The sequence below is a fragment of the Lactiplantibacillus sp. YT640 genome, from assembly GCF_049745435.1.
Taxonomy (GTDB): domain Bacteria; phylum Bacillota; class Bacilli; order Lactobacillales; family Lactobacillaceae; genus Lactiplantibacillus; species Lactiplantibacillus plantarum.
Genome location: NZ_JBMNVY010000004.1, coordinates 101,343 through 123,987, shown reverse-complemented (window position 1 = coordinate 123,987; position 22,645 = coordinate 101,343). Strand labels below are relative to the sequence as shown.

The 22,645-nt window shown below is 44.5% G+C and carries 23 protein-coding genes; 19 read left to right on the top strand and 4 right to left on the bottom strand.

The features are described 5' to 3' along the window. Positions 1-3: 3 nt before the first annotated feature. The 4 genes from pheT (at position 4) to greA (ending at position 5,014) form a co-directional block, all read left to right on the top strand. A complete protein-coding gene (pheT, locus tag ACOV1R_RS04655) occupies positions 4-2,421 on the top strand; it encodes a phenylalanine--tRNA ligase subunit beta (protein ID WP_003644300.1) in 2,418 nt (805 codons plus the stop codon). Positions 2,422-2,567: 146 nt separating this feature from the next. Then, positions 2,568-3,773, top strand: coding sequence for an endolytic transglycosylase MltG (mltG, locus tag ACOV1R_RS04650; RefSeq protein WP_003640312.1), 1,206 nt, complete (start codon positions 2,568-2,570; stop codon positions 3,771-3,773). Positions 3,774-3,791: 18 nt separating this feature from the next. After that, a complete protein-coding gene (udk, locus tag ACOV1R_RS04645; RefSeq protein WP_003640313.1) occupies positions 3,792-4,421 on the top strand; it encodes a uridine kinase in 630 nt (209 codons plus the stop codon). 110 nt (positions 4,422-4,531) lie between these two features. Then, entirely contained in the window at positions 4,532-5,014 is a 483-nt protein-coding gene (gene greA, locus ACOV1R_RS04640) for a transcription elongation factor GreA (RefSeq protein ID WP_003640314.1), read from the top strand. A 642-nt stretch (positions 5,015-5,656) separates the two neighbouring features. Here greA and ACOV1R_RS04635 read toward each other — a convergent pair. Together ACOV1R_RS04635 and ACOV1R_RS04630 are read right to left on the bottom strand one after the other, a co-directional pair. Further along, entirely contained in the window at positions 5,657-6,379 is a 723-nt protein-coding gene (locus tag ACOV1R_RS04635; RefSeq protein WP_016511352.1) for a LiaF transmembrane domain-containing protein, read from the bottom strand. Beyond that, positions 6,380-6,835: a LytTR family DNA-binding domain-containing protein gene (locus ACOV1R_RS04630; RefSeq protein WP_015380261.1), complete on the bottom strand. Its 456-nt coding sequence runs from the start codon at positions 6,833-6,835 to the stop codon at positions 6,380-6,382. A gap of 184 nt (positions 6,836-7,019) precedes the next feature. Between ACOV1R_RS04630 and ACOV1R_RS04625 the strand changes: the two genes are divergently transcribed. After that, a complete protein-coding gene (locus ACOV1R_RS04625; RefSeq protein WP_016511353.1) occupies positions 7,020-7,322 on the top strand; it encodes a HesB/YadR/YfhF family protein in 303 nt (100 codons plus the stop codon). A 116-nt stretch (positions 7,323-7,438) separates the two neighbouring features. On the opposite strand, the gene ACOV1R_RS04620 is transcribed toward ACOV1R_RS04625, so the two are convergent. Further along, positions 7,439-10,084 (bottom strand): YfhO family protein, encoded by a 2,646-nt coding sequence (locus ACOV1R_RS04620; protein ID WP_054519028.1) that lies wholly within the window; start codon positions 10,082-10,084, stop codon positions 7,439-7,441. Positions 10,085-10,283: 199 nt separating this feature from the next. On the opposite strand from ACOV1R_RS04620, the gene ACOV1R_RS04615 reads away from it, so the two are divergent. The 8 genes from ACOV1R_RS04615 (at position 10,284) to ACOV1R_RS04580 (ending at position 16,746) form a co-directional block, all read left to right on the top strand. Next, positions 10,284-12,320, top strand: a complete 2,037-nt coding sequence (locus tag ACOV1R_RS04615; RefSeq protein ID WP_003640321.1) for a peptidoglycan D,D-transpeptidase FtsI family protein — start codon at positions 10,284-10,286, stop codon at positions 12,318-12,320. 125 nt (positions 12,321-12,445) lie between these two features. Next, positions 12,446-12,595, top strand: coding sequence for a 50S ribosomal protein L33 (gene rpmG / locus ACOV1R_RS04610; RefSeq protein WP_003638573.1), 150 nt, complete (start codon positions 12,446-12,448; stop codon positions 12,593-12,595). A 147-nt stretch (positions 12,596-12,742) separates the two neighbouring features. Then, positions 12,743-13,309 carry a 5-formyltetrahydrofolate cyclo-ligase gene (locus ACOV1R_RS04605; RefSeq protein ID WP_003645173.1) on the top strand — a complete coding sequence of 189 codons (567 nt, stop codon included), beginning with the start codon at positions 12,743-12,745 and terminating at the stop codon, positions 13,307-13,309. Then, positions 13,296-13,979 (top strand): rhomboid family intramembrane serine protease, encoded by a 684-nt coding sequence (locus ACOV1R_RS04600; protein WP_003645172.1) that lies wholly within the window; start codon positions 13,296-13,298, stop codon positions 13,977-13,979. Before ACOV1R_RS04605 ends, ACOV1R_RS04600 begins: the two co-directional genes overlap by 14 nt. An 18-nt stretch (positions 13,980-13,997) precedes the next feature. After that, on the top strand, positions 13,998-14,219 hold the full coding sequence (locus ACOV1R_RS04595; protein WP_003644303.1) for a YqgQ family protein: 222 nt from the start codon (positions 13,998-14,000) through the stop codon (positions 14,217-14,219). 17 nt (positions 14,220-14,236) lie between these two features. Further along, the gene (locus ACOV1R_RS04590; protein WP_003644304.1) at positions 14,237-15,199 is read left to right on the top strand and encodes an ROK family glucokinase; all 963 of its coding nucleotides are present in this window, start codon (positions 14,237-14,239) and stop codon (positions 15,197-15,199) included. 270 nt (positions 15,200-15,469) lie between these two features. Beyond that, positions 15,470-16,105 (top strand): Type 1 glutamine amidotransferase-like domain-containing protein, encoded by a 636-nt coding sequence (locus ACOV1R_RS04585; protein ID WP_003645171.1) that lies wholly within the window; start codon positions 15,470-15,472, stop codon positions 16,103-16,105. Positions 16,106-16,332: 227 nt separating this feature from the next. Then, a complete protein-coding gene (locus tag ACOV1R_RS04580) occupies positions 16,333-16,746 on the top strand; it encodes a rhodanese-like domain-containing protein (RefSeq protein ID WP_003640328.1) in 414 nt (137 codons plus the stop codon). Between the two features lie 49 nt (positions 16,747-16,795). Here ACOV1R_RS04580 and ACOV1R_RS04575 read toward each other — a convergent pair whose 3' ends face one another. After that, on the bottom strand, positions 16,796-16,972 hold the full coding sequence (locus ACOV1R_RS04575) for a DUF3042 family protein (RefSeq protein WP_003640329.1): 177 nt from the start codon (positions 16,970-16,972) through the stop codon (positions 16,796-16,798). 99 nt (positions 16,973-17,071) lie between these two features. Here ACOV1R_RS04575 and ACOV1R_RS04570 point away from each other — a divergent pair, with 99 nt between their 5' ends. From ACOV1R_RS04570 to ACOV1R_RS04545, 6 genes are all read left to right on the top strand, one after another. Then, the gene (locus ACOV1R_RS04570) at positions 17,072-17,806 is read left to right on the top strand and encodes a glycerophosphodiester phosphodiesterase (protein WP_003640330.1); all 735 of its coding nucleotides are present in this window, start codon (positions 17,072-17,074) and stop codon (positions 17,804-17,806) included. A gap of 4 nt (positions 17,807-17,810) precedes the next feature. Then, positions 17,811-18,746 (top strand): tRNA (adenosine(37)-N6)-dimethylallyltransferase MiaA, encoded by a 936-nt coding sequence (miaA, locus tag ACOV1R_RS04565; RefSeq protein WP_003645170.1) that lies wholly within the window; start codon positions 17,811-17,813, stop codon positions 18,744-18,746. 111 nt (positions 18,747-18,857) lie between these two features. Continuing rightward, positions 18,858-19,238, top strand: a complete 381-nt coding sequence (locus ACOV1R_RS04560; RefSeq protein WP_003644308.1) for a MerR family transcriptional regulator — start codon at positions 18,858-18,860, stop codon at positions 19,236-19,238. Between the two features lie 43 nt (positions 19,239-19,281). Beyond that, entirely contained in the window at positions 19,282-20,628 is a 1,347-nt protein-coding gene (gene glnA, locus ACOV1R_RS04555; protein ID WP_003640333.1) for a type I glutamate--ammonia ligase, read from the top strand. A gap of 134 nt (positions 20,629-20,762) precedes the next feature. Beyond that, positions 20,763-21,698: a hypothetical protein gene (locus ACOV1R_RS04550; RefSeq protein ID WP_003640334.1), complete on the top strand. Its 936-nt coding sequence runs from the start codon at positions 20,763-20,765 to the stop codon at positions 21,696-21,698. Beyond that, positions 21,688-22,644, top strand: coding sequence for a hypothetical protein (locus ACOV1R_RS04545; RefSeq protein ID WP_003640335.1), 957 nt, complete (start codon positions 21,688-21,690; stop codon positions 22,642-22,644). The genes ACOV1R_RS04550 and ACOV1R_RS04545 overlap by 11 nt, the downstream gene beginning before the upstream one ends. The last annotated feature ends 1 nt before the right edge of the window (position 22,645 follow it).

The window sequence follows — 22,645 nt, the reverse complement described above, 5'->3', positions numbered from 1 at the left end:
CACATGAGAATTTCTACGACATGGTTACGCGATTATTTGAAGCTGGACATTCCGGCCGATGAATTAGCAGAAAAGATTGAACGGACGGCCGTTGAAGTTGACGGTGTTATTCGTCCCAGTGAAGGATTGAAAAAAGTTGTAGTGGGGCACGTCTTAACGTGTGAGCCACATCCAGATTCTGATCATCTCCACGTTTGTCAAGTGGACGTAGGCGAATCAGAACCCTTGCAAATCGTTTGTGGGGCACCTAACGTTGCGGCTGGCGAAAAGGTGATCGTGGCGTTACCGAATTCATGGATTGGTGGTCACACTAAGATCAAGAAGAGTAAGATGCGGGGAGTTCCATCAAATGGGATGCTGTGCGCCTTAGACGAACTTGGTTTTGATGAAAAGTTAGTTCCAAAAGAAGTTGCGGATGGTATTTTCATTCTGCCTGACGATGCCACGCCAGGTGATCCGGTCTTTTCATACCTAGGGATGGATGATGAAATTATTGACATGTCCGTTACCCCTAACCGTGGTGACATGCTTAGTATGAATGGTACGGCGCATGAACTTGCTGCCATTTACGACCAACAACCAACGATGCCGAAAGTTGATTTGCATGAAGATGCTACGACGGTGGCTGCGGATGATCTACATGTGGCTGTCGCTGCCGACGAACATGATGTCCCAATGTACAAAATGCGTCTAATTAAAAACGTTACGATTAAGCCAAGTCCGTTATGGCTCCAAATTCGAATTTGGAATGCTGGTATGCGGCCAATCAATAACGTCGTTGACGCAACGAACTACATTTTGATGCAATATGGACAACCGCTACATGCTTTTGACTTTGATCAATTGAATGACGGTCAAATTAACGTCCGGTTGGCGAAAGCTGGCGAGCATTTAACGACGTTAGATGGTGAAGATCGCGAATTACTAACGAGTGATCTGTTGATTTGTAGTGGCGATCAACCAATTTGTTTGGCTGGGACGATGGGTGGCCTAGCGACCGAAGTCACTGATCAGACTACGACCATTGCGTTGGAAGGTGCGGTTTTTGATGCAGTTAAGATTCGTAAAACTGCCCATAATCATGACTTACACAGCGAAGCTTCAATGCGCTACGAACGGGGCATTGACCACGGCATGACCGCAACGGCCTTAGACGCTGCCGCAGCCATGATTGCAGAACTTGGTGATGGTCAAGTTGCTAGTGGTATGGTCATCGGTCGTGATGAGGATGTGCAACCAACGACAGTAACCATTGACTTAGCACGGATCAACCACGTCTTAGGAACTGAGTTGTCATTGGACACGGTCAGTGATATTTTTAAACGATTGGACTTTCCAACGGTCGTTGCTAATGAAACGTTCACGGTTACGGTGCCATCACGGCGTTGGGATATCCATATTCCGGCTGACCTTATCGAAGAAATCGCCCGGCTATACGGTTATGATAACTTACCAGCGACCCTACCAACGGGCCAACCAACAATCGGTAAGCTTAATGAGACCCAACAGGTGATTCGTGACTCACGTAAGTTAATGGAAAGTGCTGGCCTCACGCAAGCCATCAGTTACTCATTGACCACGGAGACTAAGTCGAAGGCCTTTGCGCTTCATGCTAGTGACGTCACTAAATTAGACTTTCCAATGAGTTCAGAACGGACCACGCTACGCTTGAGTCTAGTTTCTGGTTTGCTGGATGATTTAGCTTATAACAATGCTCGTAAGGAACACAATGTGGCATTGTATGAAGAAGGACGGGTCTTTTACAGTCAACCTGAACAAGTCCGGCCGAAGGAAATTGAACACATTGCCGGAGCTATTACGGGTTCCATGGTTCCCAAGAGCTGGGGCGTTGCCGAACAACCCGTTGATTTCTTCCAGATTAAGGGTATCGTGGCTGGTTATCTGAAGAGTCTGGCGTTGCAAGATGCCGTTAGTTACGTTGCCACGGCCGAACATCCAGAGATGCATCCTGGTCGGACAGCTGATATTTACGTTGGTGACCAGTTAGTCGGTTTCGTCGGTGAAGTTCATCCAACGACTGCCAAAGCCTACAAGATTCGGGAAACTTATGTCTTTGAACTGGATTTAACGGCGTTGATTGCCTTACCAAAAGCGCGTCAACAGTATCAACCGATTTCCAAGTTCCCAAGTATCACCCGGGACGTGGCGATGTTGATTGATGACGATGTGACCAACGCAACCGTGGTTGCCTTGATCAACAAGAAGGGCGGCGCGCATTTACGGCACGTTCAACTCTTTGATGTTTATAATGGGAGTCACGTGCCAGCGGGTAAAAAGTCGCTAGCTTATACGTTAACGTATCAAGACCAAAACGCAACGTTAGTCGATGATGATGTTACGACAGCATTTGAAAAAGTACTGACAGCCTTAACGGATGAATTAGGTGCTGAAATTCGTTAGTTTGTTGATAGTCTTGTTAAACGCCGAATGATTTGAAGTCATTCGGCGTTTAATGTGTGTCCAAGATCCTAAAAAACCATAAAACTAATGGCGAACTAGTGCAAACTGGGCAACAGTTTTGTATAATTGATAAGATTAATCAATAAATGGAGGGGCGAGTCTTGAATAACAACCAGGATAACCAAGATCAGAAGGATCAAAACGATTCACAAGATCGTGGGGTAAATGAACCTAATCGTTCAGAACAAAAACAGCGGAAATCATTTTCGAAACACGTTATTGGTGGCGTTGTTGGTATTTTAGTCGTACTTTTAATTATTGTGGGGGTATTGGGTTATCGATATTTTGATAATGCGACGCAACCATATGACAGTAGCGACAATCGCGTCGTTCAAGTTGATATCCCGTACGGTGCTAATGGTAAGAAAATTGCCGATATTTTACAGCGCGAAAAGGTGATCAAGAGTGGTTTTGTCTTTGAATACTGGACGAAAGCACACAACTTATCAAACTTTCACGCGGGCTACTATCAGTTGAAGCCTTCGATGTCACTTGCTCAAATTGCGAAGGCCTTGAATAAAGGTGGTTCATCGGAACCGGTTCAGAGTTCTAGTGGTAAAGTCCTAATCGTTGAAGGTAGTCAGATTAAGACGATTGCGAAGACGGTTCAAAAACAAACTGATTTCACGTCGGCAGAATTTCTAGCCTTAATGAAGGATCAAACATTCATCAAATCATTGGCCAAGAAGTATCCACAATTGTTGAATTCAGCGATGAGTGCTAAGCAAGTTCGCTATCGTTTAGAAGGCTATTTGTTCCCGGCAACTTATGTTGTTGGTAAGAAAACAACTTTGAAACAATTAGTAACGCAGATGGTTTCGAAGACTAATGATGAGCTTGAACCATACTACGCGCAAATTAAGAAGTCGAAGATGTCCGTGCAAGAAGTAATGACCTTAGCGTCCTTAGTTGAACGTGAAGGCAGTACGACGAAAGATCGGCGGTTGATTGCTGGCGTCTTCTTGAATCGGTTAGATGCTAAGTGGCGCTTGGATTCTGATATTTCAGTGTTCTATGCGATCAATTCTAACAAGTCAACGTTAACGAATAAAGATTTGCAGACTGATTCACCGTATAACTTACGGTTGAACTTAGGCTACGGCCCCGGACCGTTCAACAGTCCTAGTTTAACATCGATCAAGGCAGTCTTAGATCCTGCACAACGGAGCAAGGGTTACATGTATTTCGTAGCAGATTTGAAGACTGGTGATGTCTATTATGCAAAGGATGCTGCGGGTCACGCGGCAAACATCAAGAAGGTTTCGAAGCACAACGAAGCCGCTGAAAAATAAGAATGAGGCGTAACTTAAATGACTGAAAATAAACATCGCCGACCAGTAGTCATCGGGGTAACTGGTGGTTCCGGTAGTGGTAAAACTACGGTCAGCAATGCAATTTACAACCAATTATCTGGTCAATCATTGTTGATCTTACAACAGGATTCCTATTACAATGATCAAAGTGAAATGACAATGGCTGAGCGCCATGCCGTTAATTACGACCACCCACTGGCTTTCGATACAGATTTGATGATTAAGCAAATCAAGCAGTTGCTGGCCTATCAACCAATTGAAAAGCCGGTCTATGATTACGAGCAGTATACGCGTAGCGACAAGACCATTCATCAAGAACCGCGTGATGTGATCATTGTCGAAGGGGTATTGATCCTAGATGATCAGCGTTTACGCGACCTGATGGATATTAAGGTGTTCGTCGATACCGACGATGATATTCGAATCATTCGGCGCATTCAGCGTGATATCAAAGAGCGGGGCCGGACACTAGACTCTGTGATTGGTCAATATTTGGCGACGGTCAAACCAATGTATCATCAGTTTGTGGAACCAACGAAACGTTATGCCGATCTAATTGTGCCAGAAGGTGGCGAAAATGAAGTTGCCATTGATTTATTGACAACTAAAGTTCGTTCAATTTTATAAAAAATAACGTCTTAACCAGCGCTATTTTAGATTTAAGAGTTTACTTTTAAAATCTGAAATGGTAGGCTGGTTTTTGATAACTATATTGCGTATTTGAGGAGTGAAACACATTGGCTGAAGATAAGACATATCCAATGACAGAAGAAGGCAAGGTCAAGCTGGAAAAAGAGCTTGAAGACCTTCGAATTAATCAACGTCCAGAAATTATTAATCGTATTAAGATCGCACGTAGCTACGGTGATTTATCAGAAAACTCTGAGTATGAATCAGCAAAGAATGAACAAAGCTTGCTAGAAAACCGGATTAAGACGGTTGAACACATGCTTCAATATGCTGAAATCATCGATAGTGACAAGATTGACGAAACGGAAGTCTCCGTTGGTAAAATCGTGACGTTCAAAGAATTACCTGATGAAGAACCAGAAAGCTACACCATTGTTGGTGCTGCCGAAGCTGATCCAATGGTTGGCAAGATTTCTAATGATTCCCCGATCGCCAAGGGCTTGATTGGGCATCACGTTGATGAAGAAGTTGCCATCAACATTCCAGCCGGTACCATGACGGTTAAAATTTTGAAGGTTGAAAACGCGTAATTTTATGCTTAAGACTGTTTTGAGGTAGCGGATACCTTGAAACAGTCTTTTTTGGTGGTTTAGAAGCGCGATTACTGATTACCAGCCACTATTTAACGAACGTTACTGAACAAGCACGTTTGCGTGTGAGTTCGGAATTCAAGCAAAACACCCGCTTATCTGCACAAAGCAGGTAAACGGGTGAGTAAATCGGACACGTTACAATTTTGTTGAGCATTTACTATGATGAAAACATGCCAGTTGGTTGGGTTACTGTTCATCAGCACTTGCACGTCCTATTCCGACCTCCGGGGCTGAGGATTAGCCTAGCTAGGGCGTTAAGCGGTGAATTTCCGCTTGGCGTCATAGCGTAGCTAACCGGAAGTCTCAGCCTGACCCGAACACGTTTCACCAATATGGCATTAAAGCGTGGAAGACCAGTATTTAAGACGTGGTTTGTGGCTTAAATCTTTGTCCACCACGTTTCAGCAATTGGCAGAGATGCCTGGAAGTCGGTGTAGGAAGCGCTCAACCAAGCAAGTCTATACGAACTCGACTTTTTCCAGTGGGTCCATAGCTGGCCCTTTTTGAACTTAAAAACTGGTATGTTTTAATCATGATTCATGACAGATTGATCAGGATATGGCCGACAGTAAAGTAGGATTAGATATAGATAATTCGTAATTCACCAAGCGAGACGCTGCCGGTTAGTATGACACCCGGGCCAGCAGTGGTCGGTGTACCTGTCGATGAGATGTGGCCCATTGAGTTGCTGAGATTTTCCTGTAGCTGCCAAGTTTGAGGGAGGTATAACTCAAGGCTACCTAATGAAACGTCGACATTGATGGTTACTCGGCCTTCTTTGATGTCAGCGTCATCGAAGTAGATTTTGGCACCAGCCATTGATACGTTCAGATCCGCAGAACGAAAATTTTCGCTGTGAACGTAGCGGATACTGTTGCCTAGTGAGAGATCTAAATTAACATGGTCATCGTTGATTGTGCTCGTTGATTCATGGACGTCATCGTGGTTATGATGATTGTAATGAGCATGATCATGGTTGTGATAGCGATAATGATATTGATAACGGGGATGAATCAAAAGACCCAAACCAATGCTGAGTAATACGGCAGCCCCTAAAATTGTCCATGGTACGAGCTTAGTGATTCCAAGTGGTTGCGCATAGATCATGGCTAAGAATGCGATAGCGAAGACGACGCCCGGCATATTCAAGTAACGAAGGCTACTAATTAAAGCCGCAACTAGAATCAATGTTAACAAGAGACTCCAGATGCTGACGTGGAGCGTGAAGAGACTGAGTTGACTAACGATAAGAACGACGGCGCTGGCAATTAAGAAGACGGGCCAAAACCAATTTTTATGCATTTATAACAGTCCTTTCTGTTCAAGACTTATTTTGAGTTGGCGATAGTAGCGTCTTGAAGCGTACAGTTGTTTAGGTGAGTGGTGAAACGCAATCAAGTTCCCGGTCAATGTCTTGGTCAAGGAATAGACTTGTTTGGTATTGACAATGGCAGATTTGGAGACGCGAAGAAAGTAAGCAGGTAAGCCTGTGCCCACAGCGGTCAGCGACTTGGGAACACGATAAACATTATCCAGCGTATGGGCGGCGACCTGGTGACCAGTTGCTTCGATGAATAGGATCGAAGTAAGCGGTAACTGTACGAGTTGACCACGTTGTGAAACGGTTAACGTAGCGGCCTCAATTGAAAGATTTTTGAGAGCAGCAGTGAGGGCGGCCGTTTCGGGGTAGTCGACTGGAACATGCAGTGTGACGGTTGGAATTGAGGTGCCGGGATCCGTTTCAATGTTCACTTGCATGGGTTTCACCTCCTTAAGTAGTTTAAGTACACCACAAAACAATGACGCTGTAAATAAAGACTCCCTTAGCGGTCATTTCAGGAACGCAACTGGTCATTGGCTTGCTCATCGACTGTCAATGTTGCGTTTTATGGGCAAAAAGGGCACAATTACTGTAAACGATTTCAATGATGAGGTGTTAGTAATGAAAATAACAATTACAGATTTGGCCAGTAAGTGGTTTCATGATGACATGGGTGTAACCACTGGTAATGGGGTGCGCTTTTACGGCAAAACTTATGGCAAGACAGCAGTTCACAGTGGCTTCTCAATCGGGATCATGCGTGATGACGAACCCCATCAACCGATTGCCATGGTTGAAAAGGATGGTGTCAATTACTATGTCAACGACCGTGATGAATGGTTCTTTAAGGGCTATGATCTCACAGTTGATTATGATGAACAAAGTGACGGCCCGAAGTATGACTACACGCCCAATAACGAGTAGTTCTGGTGAGTGCTTGCCAATAGCGATTAATATTTGGACAAAAAATCAGCGTTGCCTGAATTAACAATTCAGGTAACGCTGATTTTTGCTGACCACATCTTTGACTGTGAACTGGGCTAGGCGTGGTGGCGTCGACGCCGGACGATAAACCAACCAGCCGTTGCGAGTGCACTAATCCCAGTAATCAGACTACCAGTGATTAAGAATGGCGGTCGATACGTCAAGGTGACCGTATGCTTGCCCTTACTTAATGGGACAGCAACAAAGGTATTAATCACTTTCTTAGTTGCGACGGATTTTCCATCAACAGTGGCATGCCAACCCTTGGAGTAAGGAATGGTCGTCATCAAAACTTGGTGACGATGCTTGATGTTGATTGTACCAGTAATCTTACGACTTGAGTGGGCCGTGATGTTCCAAGGGGATTGCTGGAGTTTCTGCGCCGACTTCTTGAATTGGGTATTATCCAACTTGTAGAGGGTGAAGTTTTGTAACCAGAGAGAAGTCTTCTTCATCTGAATCCCGAATGTCACGGTCTTGCTCTTGCTATTCGATGCAACGTTAACAGCGATCGTGTGCCGGTAAGTTGGGTACTGCTTGAGTTCCTTACCGTTAATGTAGTAACTCGCATTCGAAGTAGTTAGGTTTTGCCCGAGCGTGATGTAGTAGGAATCATTGGTTGTCGGCGTGAACTTAAAGTAAACCGATCCCGTTTTCGCTAAATTTTGTTTGTTCAAGACGGCGCCAGTTAACGTCGTGACCTTCTTAACGTTTTGGAAGACCACTTCGTTAAAGTTTTCGGCACTGATCAAGCCGCTGGTTGAACGATTTGCCAAGGTTTGGTAAATCAACTCTTGCCGGGCAATCGGATCGCCAGTTGTTTTGGAGACTTTCAAGCTAGTAATCTTGTCAGACGCTGCGAAACCAAGACCCAGGGCGTATGGATTTTTGTAGGTCGTGACTTTGTTAGTGCTGAGCTTTGCCGATTTTTGGTAATTCGTCAGATCTTTCTTGGTACTGGTGACCGGAATGTAGCTACGATAGTTCGCGTTATCAGTCTGGGATGTCGGTACTGTTTTATCCATAAAGTACTGCATGTCCAGTAACGAATCGGTAATCATGGTCCCGTTGGTGTAGGCGACCACACCGTCCCCATCCGGCTGACCAATTGAACCGAAAAAGTTAGGGATAATACTTTCGAAGGTCGAACTGAAATGATCAGCACCGTTATAGGCCGCCTGCATCGGATCGTCTTTAGTTCGTGTAAACGTCTTACCAATTCGATAAAAACGATTGTTGCTAGCTTTAATTTTGTTGACGGCATTGTCAAGGACTTGCGTGTATTTACCAAACTCACTTTGTGACACGTAGGAAATATTATTTAATGAAGCGACCACGTTGATCGACATATCAGTCGCAACTAAAATTAACGCGACGATTTGATAAATGAGACGTCGTTCCTTAGGCAACGTTAAGAAAATCAATGTAATTGCTGCCAAGCCAATTGTAATTAAGAGATTAGCTTGGGTGACGTAGGTGACTTTCTTAATGTTCAAGTAAATGGTTGTAAACAAACCGACCAGCAATGCGAGCATCGTTAGCGCTTGCCACAGTTTGATCGTTATTTTGTCTGTCAGTGCTTGGGCACCAATCCAGACGACCCAGAAACAAAAGACAAAGGAGAAGCGGTAAGGGTACCAAACTGGAAATTGGCCCGCATGCCACAATAAATCAAGTGGTTCGTAACAAAATGATAAGATAAGCGTCGCGGTTACAATCAAGGCGCTCAACTTCACGGACCATTTGAACTGGCGCCGTAAGAAGAAGAGCACAAAGGCGAGAACTGCTAACCATGCCACGTAAAAGTTCGGTTGACCGGATGGCATCTGATCGAAGTTGAAAGTACCGGTGACGAACTTAGCTAACATCTTCCAGGGCGCGTATTCAAGTTTCCAATGAACCTTGGTCACATTATATTGAGCCTTACTTTGAATGAGCGCCCAGAAAGTTGGTAATAGCAACCATGCGGAGAATGCGACACCTAGCAGACCACCCCAAGCAAATTTGAGGGCGTGAGTTGCTAAGGTCTTCACGTTTTGCCAATACTTAGTTGCACCATACAACCAGTATAAACAACTGAATAAAATGACCATGTAGCCCATATAATAGTTGTCAATTAGCATGACGGCCAGCCAGCCAGCGAAGTAACGGACTTTACCAGTTGTAAACAAGCGTTCCAGTCCCAAAATGACCAATGGTAAAATGGCGACCGTGTCTAACCAGATCATGTTGAGCTGATTGGCGACCATCCAGCCCATCAGTGCATATGCGGTACTAAAAGTTGGCACCAACCAACCCTTTTGCGTCTGCGTTTTAGTTAGTAGCCAGGCGAAGGATAGCCCTGCGAAACCATACTTTAGTACAGTGACGATAAAAATGCCGGTAGTGATTGATTGACCAGGGAATAGTAAGTAGATTAAATTAAAGGGACTCATTAAGTAATAAGCCCAGACCCCAACCATCTCGCCACCAATCGTTTTGGAGAAGGAATAGAAGAAAGCACTCGGATCGTGCAGTAGGGTATGCCGGAAATAGGAAAACAAGTCAACGTATTGTTGGCCTAAATCGACCGTTAACAGACTGCTTGATCCAAAGGGAGCCATGTGCCGATAAATAAAATAACCGGTCATGATCAGTAAAGGTAACCAAAAGCTGATCCATAATGGCCATGTGCGCTTGTCAAAAAAACGACGGAGTTTCAAAAATTGCCACCTCAATCTCTAATAATTCACAGCCAAACAGAAAAATAATCAAAAAAACATTAAAATCCGTAATAACGGCTGAAATTTTTATGTCTATCGTTTAGAATAACATAAGTATGGTATTTATCTAGGATTGCTAGTATCATCTGGTAAATTTTTGCGAAATGTTTACCAAATTAAGAATGGGAGCGCCTGAGAATTGAAATTGTTTAAGAAAATTACGATAAATCGTGATCCCAACAAGTCGCATATTCCATTTCGGCTGAACTTCTTGTTTTTCATCGTCTTCTTGTTATTTGCTGCGTTGATTGCGCAGTTAGCTTACTTACAAGTTGACTACGGACAGAAGTTCCGAAGTACAGTGAATTCAGCCAATAATACGACGGCAACGGGAAACGTTCAACGGGGATCGATTTATGATTCAACCGGTCGGGTCTTAGTGGGAAACAAATCCCACCAAGCGATTCAATACACGAAGGGGCTGTCAGTTGCGTCGACTAAGATGTACGAAGTGGCGAATAAGTTAGGTGAGTACTTAACCATTCCAACGGATACATTAACGGATCGGAACTTGGCTGATTATTACTTAGCGGGGGCGGCTAATTTAAAGTCGGTTGCTAAGAAGGTTAAAACGTCTAGCGACGATGATGTTTTGTACGCACGGGAAGTCGCCTATGCGGAAAAACATATCATTAATAATTTAACGTCTACGCAAAAGAATGCGGCGGCGATTTATTATAAGATGAGTTCGGCGTACTCGCTGTCAACGGTCAATATCAAATCGACTGGTGTGACGAGTACGGAGCTTGCTGAAATCGGTGAGCACCAATCCGAAATGCCAGGAGTTAAGGTCGGAACGAGTTGGACTCGGAGTTATCCTAATGGGACTGACTTGAGTAGTGTGCTCGGGACAGTTACGACCGAAAAGCAAGGGTTACCGAGTGATAGCATTAAAACCTTGCTGGCAGAAGGCTATTCTCGTGATGATTCGGTTGGTCAAAGCCAATTGGAAAAGCAGTACGAAAATGTCCTTCGTGGAACCAAGTCACAGACTGAGGTCAAGACGCAGGATGGGGTCATTCAAAAGGAGATTAAGAAGTACGGTGGCCAGAAGGGTGACAACGTTCAGCTGACGATTAATTCGAAGTTCCAGAAAAAGGTTCAAAGTATCATTATGTCTGAAGCCAAAACGGTGGGGAGTAGTAATGCCTACTCGCCAGGAGCCTATGCTGTTGTAATGAACCCTAGCACTGGTGCCATTTATGCGTTAGCAGGTGCCAGCCGGAATCTATCCACTGGTAAAGTGACTGAAAATGCGTTGGGAACCATCAACCAATCCTTCGTTATGGGGTCGGTCGTTAAGGGTGCCACGGTCATGGGTGCCTTGCAAGATGGTGTGATTACACCCACGAATAGTACTTTGACCGATACGCCAATCAAGTTAGCCGGAACGGCCACCAAGTCGTCATGGTTTAACAAGAATGGTGGAACTAGTCTGAGTCTTAACGCTTCGACTGCCATGGAAGTTTCTTCTAACTCCTATATGATGCAATTAGCCATGAAGGAAGGTAACTTCAGCTATGCGTCTGGGAAAGCCTTGACGATGTCTAATTCGGTCTTCTCTAAACTTCGTGGTTATTTTAACGAGTTTGGCTTAGGTGTTAAGACCGGGATCGACTTGCCGGGTGAAGCCTCAGGTTACCAAGGTTCTTCGGCACAGAAGGATATTGGTAAAGCGTTAGACTTGTCCTACGGGAACTACGATGCTTACACGACTATTCAGCTGGCGCAATACATTGCGACAATGGCAAATGGTGGGCAACGCATTGCACCACACATCGTTTCCGCTATTACTGGGACTAAATCTAACGGGTCCCAAGGGGCTGTTAAGACTAATGTTAAGCCACGTGTCCTGAATACCATTGACGTCCCATCCTCATACTTTGATGTCGTACACCAAGGGTATTGGGATGTGGTCCATGGGAGTATGACGCAGCGGACGGGGAGTGCACTAGCTAGTTTATCACCAGCGGTTGCAGCTAAGTCTGGGACTGCCGAGACATTCCACGGAACGACATCTACTGAAACCTTAAGTTTGGTGACTTATGCGCCTTATAAGAACCCTAAAGTAGTGATAGCGGTTGCCTTTCCAGGAATTACTGCTACTAGTGGTGATTATAATATGGTCGTTGCTAAGCAAATTTATGCAGCGTTCTGGAAGTATTATAACAAGTAAAAAATCAGCTTTTTTCGTACCAGTATCTTAATTGATACTGGTATTTTTCAATCATTAATGGTATAGTAGTTCAAGTTAAGGGTTCCGGCCCTGTAATATGCGAATGAGTTTGGAGGGTCAACAACATGCGGGTACACATTACACTTGAATGTACAGAATGCCATGAACGCAACTACTTATCTTCAAAGAACCGCCGGAACAATCCGGACCGGGTTGAATTTAAGAAGTATTGTCCACGGGAACACAAAGTGACATTACATCGTGAAACAAAATAACAACGGGGACTCCTGTTGTTTTTTCTGTAACATTGTCATCAGACAATGGGTTTCTCATTTGTTGGCAACTGCCAAATTGATTTTTCAATTTGACATGTTAATGAATGAGATTTTTTTATACCAATTTTATTTTCGGGGGTGCCGTACGTGGAGAAAAAAGCATTTCGTAAGCAACAGCTTGGGCGATTAAGCCAAATGACGCCGGCTGACCGGCAACGGCAAAACCAGGCGTTACAGACCCAATTATTTGCAAGCCCAACATGGCAAACTGCCCAGGTCATTGCCATGACAATTAGTAGTGACATCGAAGTAGCGACGCGCCCACTTATTGAACAAGCTTGGGCGGAGGGCAAAATGGTGGTTATTCCAAAAACGCTGCCGCATCGTCAAATGGCTTTTTATCCTTACCAAGCGACTGATCGACTTGAGCGAACGACTTTTGGAATTCCAGAGCCCGTCACGGGTGAACCAGTCGCCAAGCAACAGATCGATCTGATCTTAGTTCCTGGTCTTGGGTACAGCCGTGACCGGCACGCCCGGATTGGATTTGGTGGTGGCTACTACGATCGTTACCTCGCTGATTATCCGGGTAAGAAGTTGACACTGGCTTATGACGAGATGGCTTTTGAACACGCTGAATGGCCGGTTGATCAATATGACGTCTTGTTAGACGAACTCTTGGTAGCAGGGGATGAACAACATGATGAGAATTAAACGCTGGTGGCAAACTGAACCGGCTATCACGCAGGTGCTACTTGGAATTACTGTGGCAGTCTTCTTAGTCGAGTGGCTGATGGGCGACGGCGCCATGCTGATTTTTAATTCACTAGGTGCTAAGAACAATCAAGCAATTGCGGCCGGCCAGTGGTGGCGATTGGTGACGCCGATGTTTTTACATATGGGACTTACCCATATTGCACTGAATGGTGTCGTTATTTATTTTATGGGCATGCAAATTGAAGCAATGTATGGTCATTGGCGGATGCTGGCAATTTATATTTTGGGTGGCATTAGTGGTAATATTATGAGTTTCGCGTTATCCAATAATCAGTCAGTAGGGGCCAGTACGGCGTGTTTCGCACTCTTTGGTGCCTTTTTGACGATTGGGGAATCGTTCTGGGAAAATCCAGTGATTCGCCAGCTCACGAACCAATTTTTACTACTAACCGTTTTGAATTTAGTATTCGATATGTTCTCGAATGGCATTGATATCTGGGGACATGTCGGGGGTCTAGTTGGTGGCTTTTTGTTAGGCTATCTGCTGGGTGTACCACGAATTGGCAAGATTGCGCCGCTGAAACGAATTGTGGCAACGGTTATTCTAGTCATTGGCTGGTTAGCTTTACTAAAAATGGGTTTTACAAATGCTAATTTAACTGTATAATTAATCGAGGATATGCACATGAAAACACTTTACGACGTCCAACAATTACTTAAAAAATTTGGCGTGTACGTGTACGTAGGCAAGCGAATTTGGGACATTGAGTTAATGGCCATTGAGATCGATCATCTCTATCAAGCTGGTGTCATTGACCCGAAGATGTATGCCCGCGTCAAGCTCGTATTGAGCCATGAGCACCGGATAGAAGCAGAACGCGCCCGTGAAGACGCGGCGCATGACTAATGGAGGGATTTAGCAACATGGAGCGTAAGTTAATCGGAGTCGACCTTGGTGGGACGACAACTAAGTTTGCCATTTTAACAGAAAATGGTGATATTCAACAAAAGTGGAGTATTGAAACCACGATTTTAGATGAAGGGGCCCACATTGTGCCTAACATCATCGATTCCATCAACCACCACATTGAGTTATATAAGATGGACCGTTCTCAATTTATCGGAATTGGAATGGGGACTCCCGGGACCGTTGATTTGGATAATGGTACGGTTATCGGTGCCTACAACTTAAACTGGAAGACCTTACAACCAGTTAAGGCTCAAATCGAAAAGGGAACTGGCATCAAATTTACGCTGGATAACGACGCTAACGTTGCTGCACTTGGCGAACGTTGGAAGGGCGCTGGCGAAAACGGTAGTGACGTTGTCTTTGTAACGCTTGGAACTGGTGTTGGTGGTGGGATCATCGCCGATGGCCGTTTACTCCATGGTATTGCCGGTGGTGCCGGTGAAATTGGTCACGTAACGGTTGAACCAAACGGCTACATGTGTACTTGTGGTAAGAAAGGTTGTTTGGAACAATACGCTTCTGCAACTGGTGTCGTTCACGTTGCTCGCGATATGGCAGAAGAATTCTCTGGTGCTTCTAAGTTGAAACAATTATTAGACAACGGTGAAGAAATTAGTTCAAAGATCACTTTCGATTTAGCTAAAGAAGGCGATGTCTTGGCTAAACGCGTTGTTGATCGGGTTTCTTATTACTTAGGCTTGGCATTAGCTAATGTCGGGAACACGATGAACCCATCTTCAATCATTATCGGTGGTGGGGTTTCAGCTGCTGGTGATTTCTTATTAGATCAAGTCATCAGTTACTTTAACCAATTCACATTCCCAACGATTCGCGACACGACTGCTTTGAAGTTAGCGGTCTTAGGTAACGACGCTGGTGTTATCGGAGCAGGTTCATTGGCCCAACGGTTTATTTAAGTTAAAATCAATCGTCAAGAAGCTTGGAAGTAATGTCCGAGCTTCTTTTTTATACTAAGCTCCAAAAACTGTGCTGATTAGGTTGTGGTTAAAAACTGAGCGCCAATTGCCGATGCTGATTTGGGCTCATGTCCTCAGACTATGCGCGATTTTAGTTTCATGTCGGTATGTTGTTGTAACGGCGTATGAACTGTTACGCGATTTGGCACAAGGGATACGAATCGACTAGCGTGAATTGAATTAGATGACAGAATTGATTGGAGAAGCAGGATGGTAAAGTTATTATTGTCTTCACGGGCGTTTAGCACTGTGGCCGTAACGGACGCCTTTTTCACTTTAGTGGCGCCGGTGGCTAAGAACAGTGCGAGAATTGTGATTATTGTCAATTCGGTCAGCACGGGTAAAAATCACCCCCAAATGGTGGCACTACAACAAACGGTTCAGCAGCTTGGATATGCGCACGTGCAGCTCCTAGATGTATTGACGGATGATTTGGCCGCATTGAATACGGCAACGGTCATTATTTTGAATGGTGGCTACGAGTTTTTACTGTTGAAGAATCTGCGTGAAACGCACGTGCTGGAACGACTGAGGACTCTCGCGCTGGCGGGCAAGCCAATCTACGGTATTAGCGCCGGGGCTATCTTGTTAGGCCCGGATTTAGACCTGTACGCCTATTTATACCCGGAGGACAACACCGAGCAACTGGCAAGCACAACAGCCATCAATGCGACGACGATCCGTATTTATCCGCATTATGATGTTCATTGTGAAGTAAAGCCGCAATTGCCGCAGTTGATCACTGACTGGGAACATAAGACGGGCGTTACGGTCAAACGGTTGACTAACAATCAGGGATTACTGGTGCATGGTAGTCAGATTCAGATGATCGATTCAGATTCATAAATGTGATACCGCGATGCTTGGTTTTGAATTAACAGCGTGGTTAAATGCGGGTCTCAGGCCCCCGACCGTTTTAATGGATTTCTTTAAACCGTGGGTGAGTACGGCCATAAAGCAATCAGTGGGACTTCAGGATTAGTCAGCAGTTTAATCGCGGCTTTTCCTGCTTACCCCTAGTAAAAGTAAGCGGTTTTGTGTAAAATAGATAAGTAGAAATTAGGAGGGATAACGTGGTTTTAGGTGCATTGAGCGGCATGGCGTATGTTAACATCGTGTTAGTTATCATAATCGCGGCCTACTTTATTTATGAGTTGTATAGTTACATTCGACGGCGTCAGGTGTCCACGATGTTGGACGAAGAAGCGTTTCAGGCGGGAATGCGTAAAGCACAAGTGATTGATTTGCGTGAAAAGAAAGAGTTTGACGCTGGTCATATTCTGGGGGCTCGGAATATTCCGTTCAACAGTTTGAAAGTTCGGATGAACGAACTTCGCAAGGATATGCCAATCTACGTTTACGATCAAACCCATACGTTAAGTACACGGGCCGTCGTCACATTAGCTAAGAATGGTTATTCACAGCTATACATTTTAAAACCCGGTTACGCACGTTGGGAAGGTAAGACGAAAAAAGCGAAGTATTAAAAAATGGCGGCTAGAACAACAACTTGTTCGGCCACCATTTTTTATTTAATTAACCGTTGTGAGCTGAGCGACTCTTGCGCATCGCCTTTTTCCGGTTTTCTTCGAATTTGTTTTCTTGGTCTTCGATTGGATCAACAACTTGCTTCTTAAATGATAAGACGGAGCCAATTACGGCACCAGCAGTTGCGACGACCCCAAACAAGAAGCCACGGGTAAATGATTTCATTAGTAAAACCTCCTAGCAATTGTTAGTTTTATTATGCTTGTTTTATGCGGAGATAGCAATCAATTCAATCTGATTTTTAAAAAAGTGGGGTGAAACGCAATGCTTACTCAAATTATTGCTCATCGTGGTAGCAAGGGGACCAGGCCGGAAAATACGTTACCAGCGTTTATTGCGGCTATCGAGGATGGTGCGGATGGCATTGAGACTGACGTACACTTGTCGCGAGACGGGCAACTGATTATTATGCATGATGAGCTCGTCGACCGCACGACTAACGGAACGGGTCGGATTGTGGATCACACGTTGGCCGAGTTAAAGCAATTGGACGCTGGTGTTAAGTATGCATCAGCCTATGCGGGAACGCGTATTCCGACTTTAGATGAAGTGGTTCAATTATTGATTCAATACAACTTTACTGGTATTTTTAATCTGGAAATCAAAACTAATAAGATTCATTATGAGGGGATCGAAGACTTGGTAGCGGATTATTTTAACCATCATCAAGTTCCGTTTACGCTAATTTATTCGAGCTTCTACGGAAAGTCGATCGAACGGTTGCATATTTTACAGCCCGAGGTCGAATCGGATAGCCTGTTCAAGACTAAGGTTCAAACTGCGAAGCGGCTTCATGCGCAACACATTGTTCTCGGTTATCATCCGGATATTCGTTGGGTGCGAGTTCACTGGCTCTTATTGCCAAAAGTGCAGTTGCGGCCATGGACGGTCAACACGGAACGCGATATGCGGTTCTGTTATCGTCATCGGTTTGCGGGACTGATTACCGACTACCCTGGATTAGCACGAAGAATTCGTAAGCAGGTACAAGGAGGTTAAACGAGTGACAACAGTAACTAAACATAAAGTATTACTAATCGCGGGACCAACAGCAGTCGGTAAGACGGCATTATCGCTAGCGCTGGCTAAACAGCTGAATGGTGAAATCATTTCAGGAGACTCAATGCAGGTCTATCGTCACTTGGATATTGGTACGGCTAAAATAATGCCGGAAGAGCAGGCGGGCATTCCCCACCATCTAATCGATATCAAAAATATTGATCAGCGTTTTACAGTCGCTGAATTTGTCAGTCGGACGACGGCGTTGATCATTGATATTAGTGCTCGGGGTAAACTGCCTATTATTGTGGGTGGAACTGGCTTTTACTTGCAGTCCTTGTTGGCGGGCTATCAGTTTGGACCAGCGGATAATGAACCTGATATGGTGTATCGTCAAGCTTGGTTTGATCGTGCCGCTGTCGAAGGTTCGGATGTGGCGTGGATGGCGTTGAAACAGCGTGATCCGCAGGCAGCCACCGCAATTGCGCCCGCTAACTTGGTACGGGTCGTACGGGCGTTGGAGTACGTGCATACAACTGGTCAGCTTTTTTCTGAGCAGGCGGATACGCACGGTGACACACTGGATGCTTATACCTTATGTCTGACCGCGGAGCGAGCGCTGCTGTATACTCGGATCAATCAACGTGTCGATCAAATGGTAGCGGCCGGATTGGAACAAGAGGCGCGGTGGCTATTTGACCAAGGTGGCGCCATGTTACCGGCTGGTAAGGGGATCGGGTATCACGAATGGTTCCCTTACTTTAATGGGGAGCAGACGCGTGACGAATCAATTGCTAAGATCAAACAGGACTCACGTCGTTATGCGAAGCGTCAGTTGACTTGGTTCCGTAACAAGATGTCGGTCGACTGGATCAATCTATTGGAACACCCTGAATTACGGGTCTCGATTGACCAACGGCTAGCTAGTTGGTTAAGCTAAATTATAAATTGGTATACCTATGATAAAACGTGTGATATTTTCTAACATGAATGATTGACATTCGATGATAACATTGCTAATATTAAGTCTGTATTAAAGAGGAGGGTCGTTATGAAGGAAAAGGAACTCCGTCGCTCGTTGGCCGTCTTGCCAATTGGTACGGTTATGAAGCTGACCAATTTGTCTGCGCGACAAATTCGCTACTATGAAGAGCAAGAATTGATTACGCCGGAACGAAATGCCGGTAATCGGCGAATGTTTTCGTTGAATGATGTTGATCGTTTGCTTGAAATCAAGGATTACTTAGCAGATGGCATCAATATGGCTGGAATCAAAGAAATATATGCGCTCCAAAAACAGCGAGCTGAGCAGAAGCAAGCTGACTTGGCTAAGCCGCTAACTGATCGCGATGTGCGCCGAATCCTTCATGATGAATTCCTGAATCTCGGAGGCTTGCAGTCCGACAAGGGCCCCAATTATCCGGCACACTAAGATGTTTGCATTCGTTAGTCAATCAATTTAAGGAGCGATTTTCATGGCAAAACAGTCCTACTCAAAAGACGATATCCGCCGCATCGTCAAAGAAGAAAACGTTAATTTTTTACGGTTAATGTTTACTGATCTATTCGGCACAATTAAGAACGTTGAAGTTCCAGTTTCACAACTCGACAAACTCTTGGATAACAAGTTGATGTTTGACGGTTCATCCATCGATGGGTTTGTTCGGATCGAAGAAAGTGACATGTACCTGTATCCTGACTTATCAACTTGGTTGATCATGCCTTGGAACACGGAACATGGTAAAATTGCACGGATTATCTGTGAAGTTTACACGTCTGACCGTAAGCCGTTCGAAGGGGATCCACGGAACAACTTAATTCGTGTCTTGAACGATATGCGCGAAGCAGGTTATACGTCATTTAACTGTGGGACTGAGCCTGAATTCTTCTTATTCAAGATGAATGAAAAGGGTGAACCAACGACCGAATTGAATGATAAGGGAAGTTACTTCGACTTATCACCAATGGACTTGGGTGAAAATTGCCGCCGGGACATTGCACTTGAACTTGAACGACTTGGTTTTAACGTTGAAGCCAGCCATCATGAAGTTGCACCTGGTCAACATGAAATTGACTTTAAGTACGCGGATGCTTTATCTGCAGCCGATCATATCCAAACGTTCAAATTGGTCGTTAAGACCATCGCACGGAAATACAATTTGTGGGCAACCTTTATGCCTAAGCCGTTAAACGGTGTCAATGGTTCTGGGATGCATGTGAACATGTCCTTGTTCCATGATCAAGGCAATGCCTTTTATGATGCTAATGATAAGAATGGCTTAGAGTTATCATCAGACGCTTATCACTTCTTAGGTGGTTTGATGAAGCATGCCCGGTCATACACTGCTGTCACTAACCCGACAGTCAACTCATACAAACGCTTGGTTCCTGGATATGAAGCGCCCGTTTACGTGGCCTGGTCAGCATCTAACCGGTCACCAATGATTCGGATTCCAAGTGCACGGGGCTTGTCAACGCGCCTTGAATTACGGAGTGTGGACGCTTCAACTAACCCATATTTGGCCTTTGCAGCGGTTCTTGAAGCTGGCTTGGACGGAATCAAGAACGGTATTGAACCACCAAAGAGTGTTGATCGTAATATCTATGTTATGGATGAAGATGAACGGGCTGCAGCTGGTATCGCTGACTTACCATCAACGTTACACAATGCGCTGAAAGAGTTCCAGACAGATCCGACGATGAAGAAGGCGTTAGGGCCACATATTTATCAGAGTTTCTTGGAAGCTAAACGGCTTGAATGGGCTTCATACCGTCAACAAGTTAGTGAATGGGAACGTGATCAGTACATGGAATTGTACTAAACCATTAATTGAGATAAAAATACGACGGTTAGGGCACCTTAAATGGCGAACTAGCCGTTTTTGTTATAAAATTGGTAAATTAGTGGTGTTAACCTTTATTAATGCACTAATTTTCGGTAACATTAGGAACAGCAATGCAATTCAGCAAGTTTTCAATTATTATTGATTGCAAGGAGATTATTATGGAAAAACAAAATCAGCCTGATCTTGAAAAACAAGATCAACCTACGCGCGCGCTTACGAAGCGACTTCAACAAAAGTTAGACTATGTAACTACGGTGCGCCAAGCAATTACGGCTGGTGACGACCGGTTGATCTACGAATTGATCGATGGTGACCACTATCACCAAGCCTTACTTAACGAGGAACCGGATCCAACCCGTAACGCCCAAGTGGATTTAATTACGGATGTCTATCCGGCAATCAGTCACTACTTGAGTACCAAGTTAATTGATTATTTGGCTCATGAGTACCCATTCTTTTATTATGAAGAAACCCAACTCGGCGAATTTCAGATTTACTTTGGTAACTGGTGGGATCGGCGCCGGTTTGGTAAATTGAACGTTTTGAAAGTCGCCTTTGAATTTAGTTCGGAAGAATACAATAAATTACAAAAGACGTTTGAACTGGCTCCCGCGCACAAACGTTTCAATACAGATCGTATTCAGCAGATCTCAGCTGGTAGCGATCAGCTACAGAAACTGATTGACGCGCAATCAGACCGTGATGCGCAAAAAGAAGAATTGCGGCAGCAACTAAAGGAAAATGGGCAACGTAACTCACTATTTGATTCTGGTCGGATCAAAGAAGAACGGCAGCAAATTATTGACCAGTTAACTAAGTTGGCCGATGAAGACGAACAAGCTAATAATGCCCATGCAACCATGAAGGATAACGAAGCTAAGATTTTAACGCTTTCTAAGGAAGATACGATTTTAGCTTATGAGAAACAAGCGATTGAAAACGCCTTTAAGAGTTTTGAGAATTTTAATGAGCGTAACCGTAGTCTTTATGTTGACTACTTGACCACGCTGATTGGGAAGGCGCAGGTAGCGGCTGATGGCGAATAATACGGACAAGCAGATGGACACGGCAACACTGAGCACTCACGGTAAGCTGAGTACGTTCAATGAGGGCTTAAAAAAAGGACTCGCTAATGGTGAAAAATTTACGGCCTTGATGGACCAACTGATTGATACAACTGACGGGGAGACACTGTTAGCAGCGGCACAACAGCTAGCAGACTTTAAACTGGATACGGCTTACGTGACGTTTCCCCATCAATATCAGAATGCCGATTATTATTTGATCTTCATGAGTCGGTTATTGGGCATGCATGGTGATGAACAAGCGGTGCTGAATTCTCAACGGCATACTGAAGCGCTGTATCACGTTTACGGGGCGCTAACGGATGATTACACCTTCTTGTATCAAGTGGTGAACAACGGCAACGGTGGTGCATATTATCGTGAACAAACAACTGGCGAAAACTTGTTTTATATTCATTTAGAACGGCGCTTGTTACGGTTTAATAGTTCGGCGTTTACGAATTTATTTATTAATAAATTATTGTTGAAGGGGACTGGGGTTGACCAAATTAATACGGTTCTCGCAACGCTAATTAAATTTGGACATTGCTTACAAGATGATTTTGGCTTTAACGTCGACTTTAATATTTTGGACGTTGCTAACGCGGCTAAATATGAACTTCGGTCGGCTAATTTAGATCGGGCAATCGTTGACAAATTGTTTGTCAGTGCGGCTAAGAATGAGCACATGTTGCGTAATTCACAGCAAGGACATGGTGCCCAAATTGAACTGCGGGCTGGTTTGACAGTTGATATCTTTGATGCAGCTGAAGCTGGCGGTAGTCAACAATGGGTCCTGACTGTTCATGATCCTGATCAAGCAGTTTCGTGGTTTGACGTGTTGTTACACTTTGGGTTCATGCGTGATTGGTACTTAGAAAATATCGATTCGCTAGAAATAAAAGCGGATCCATTAGTATTTGCTTAAG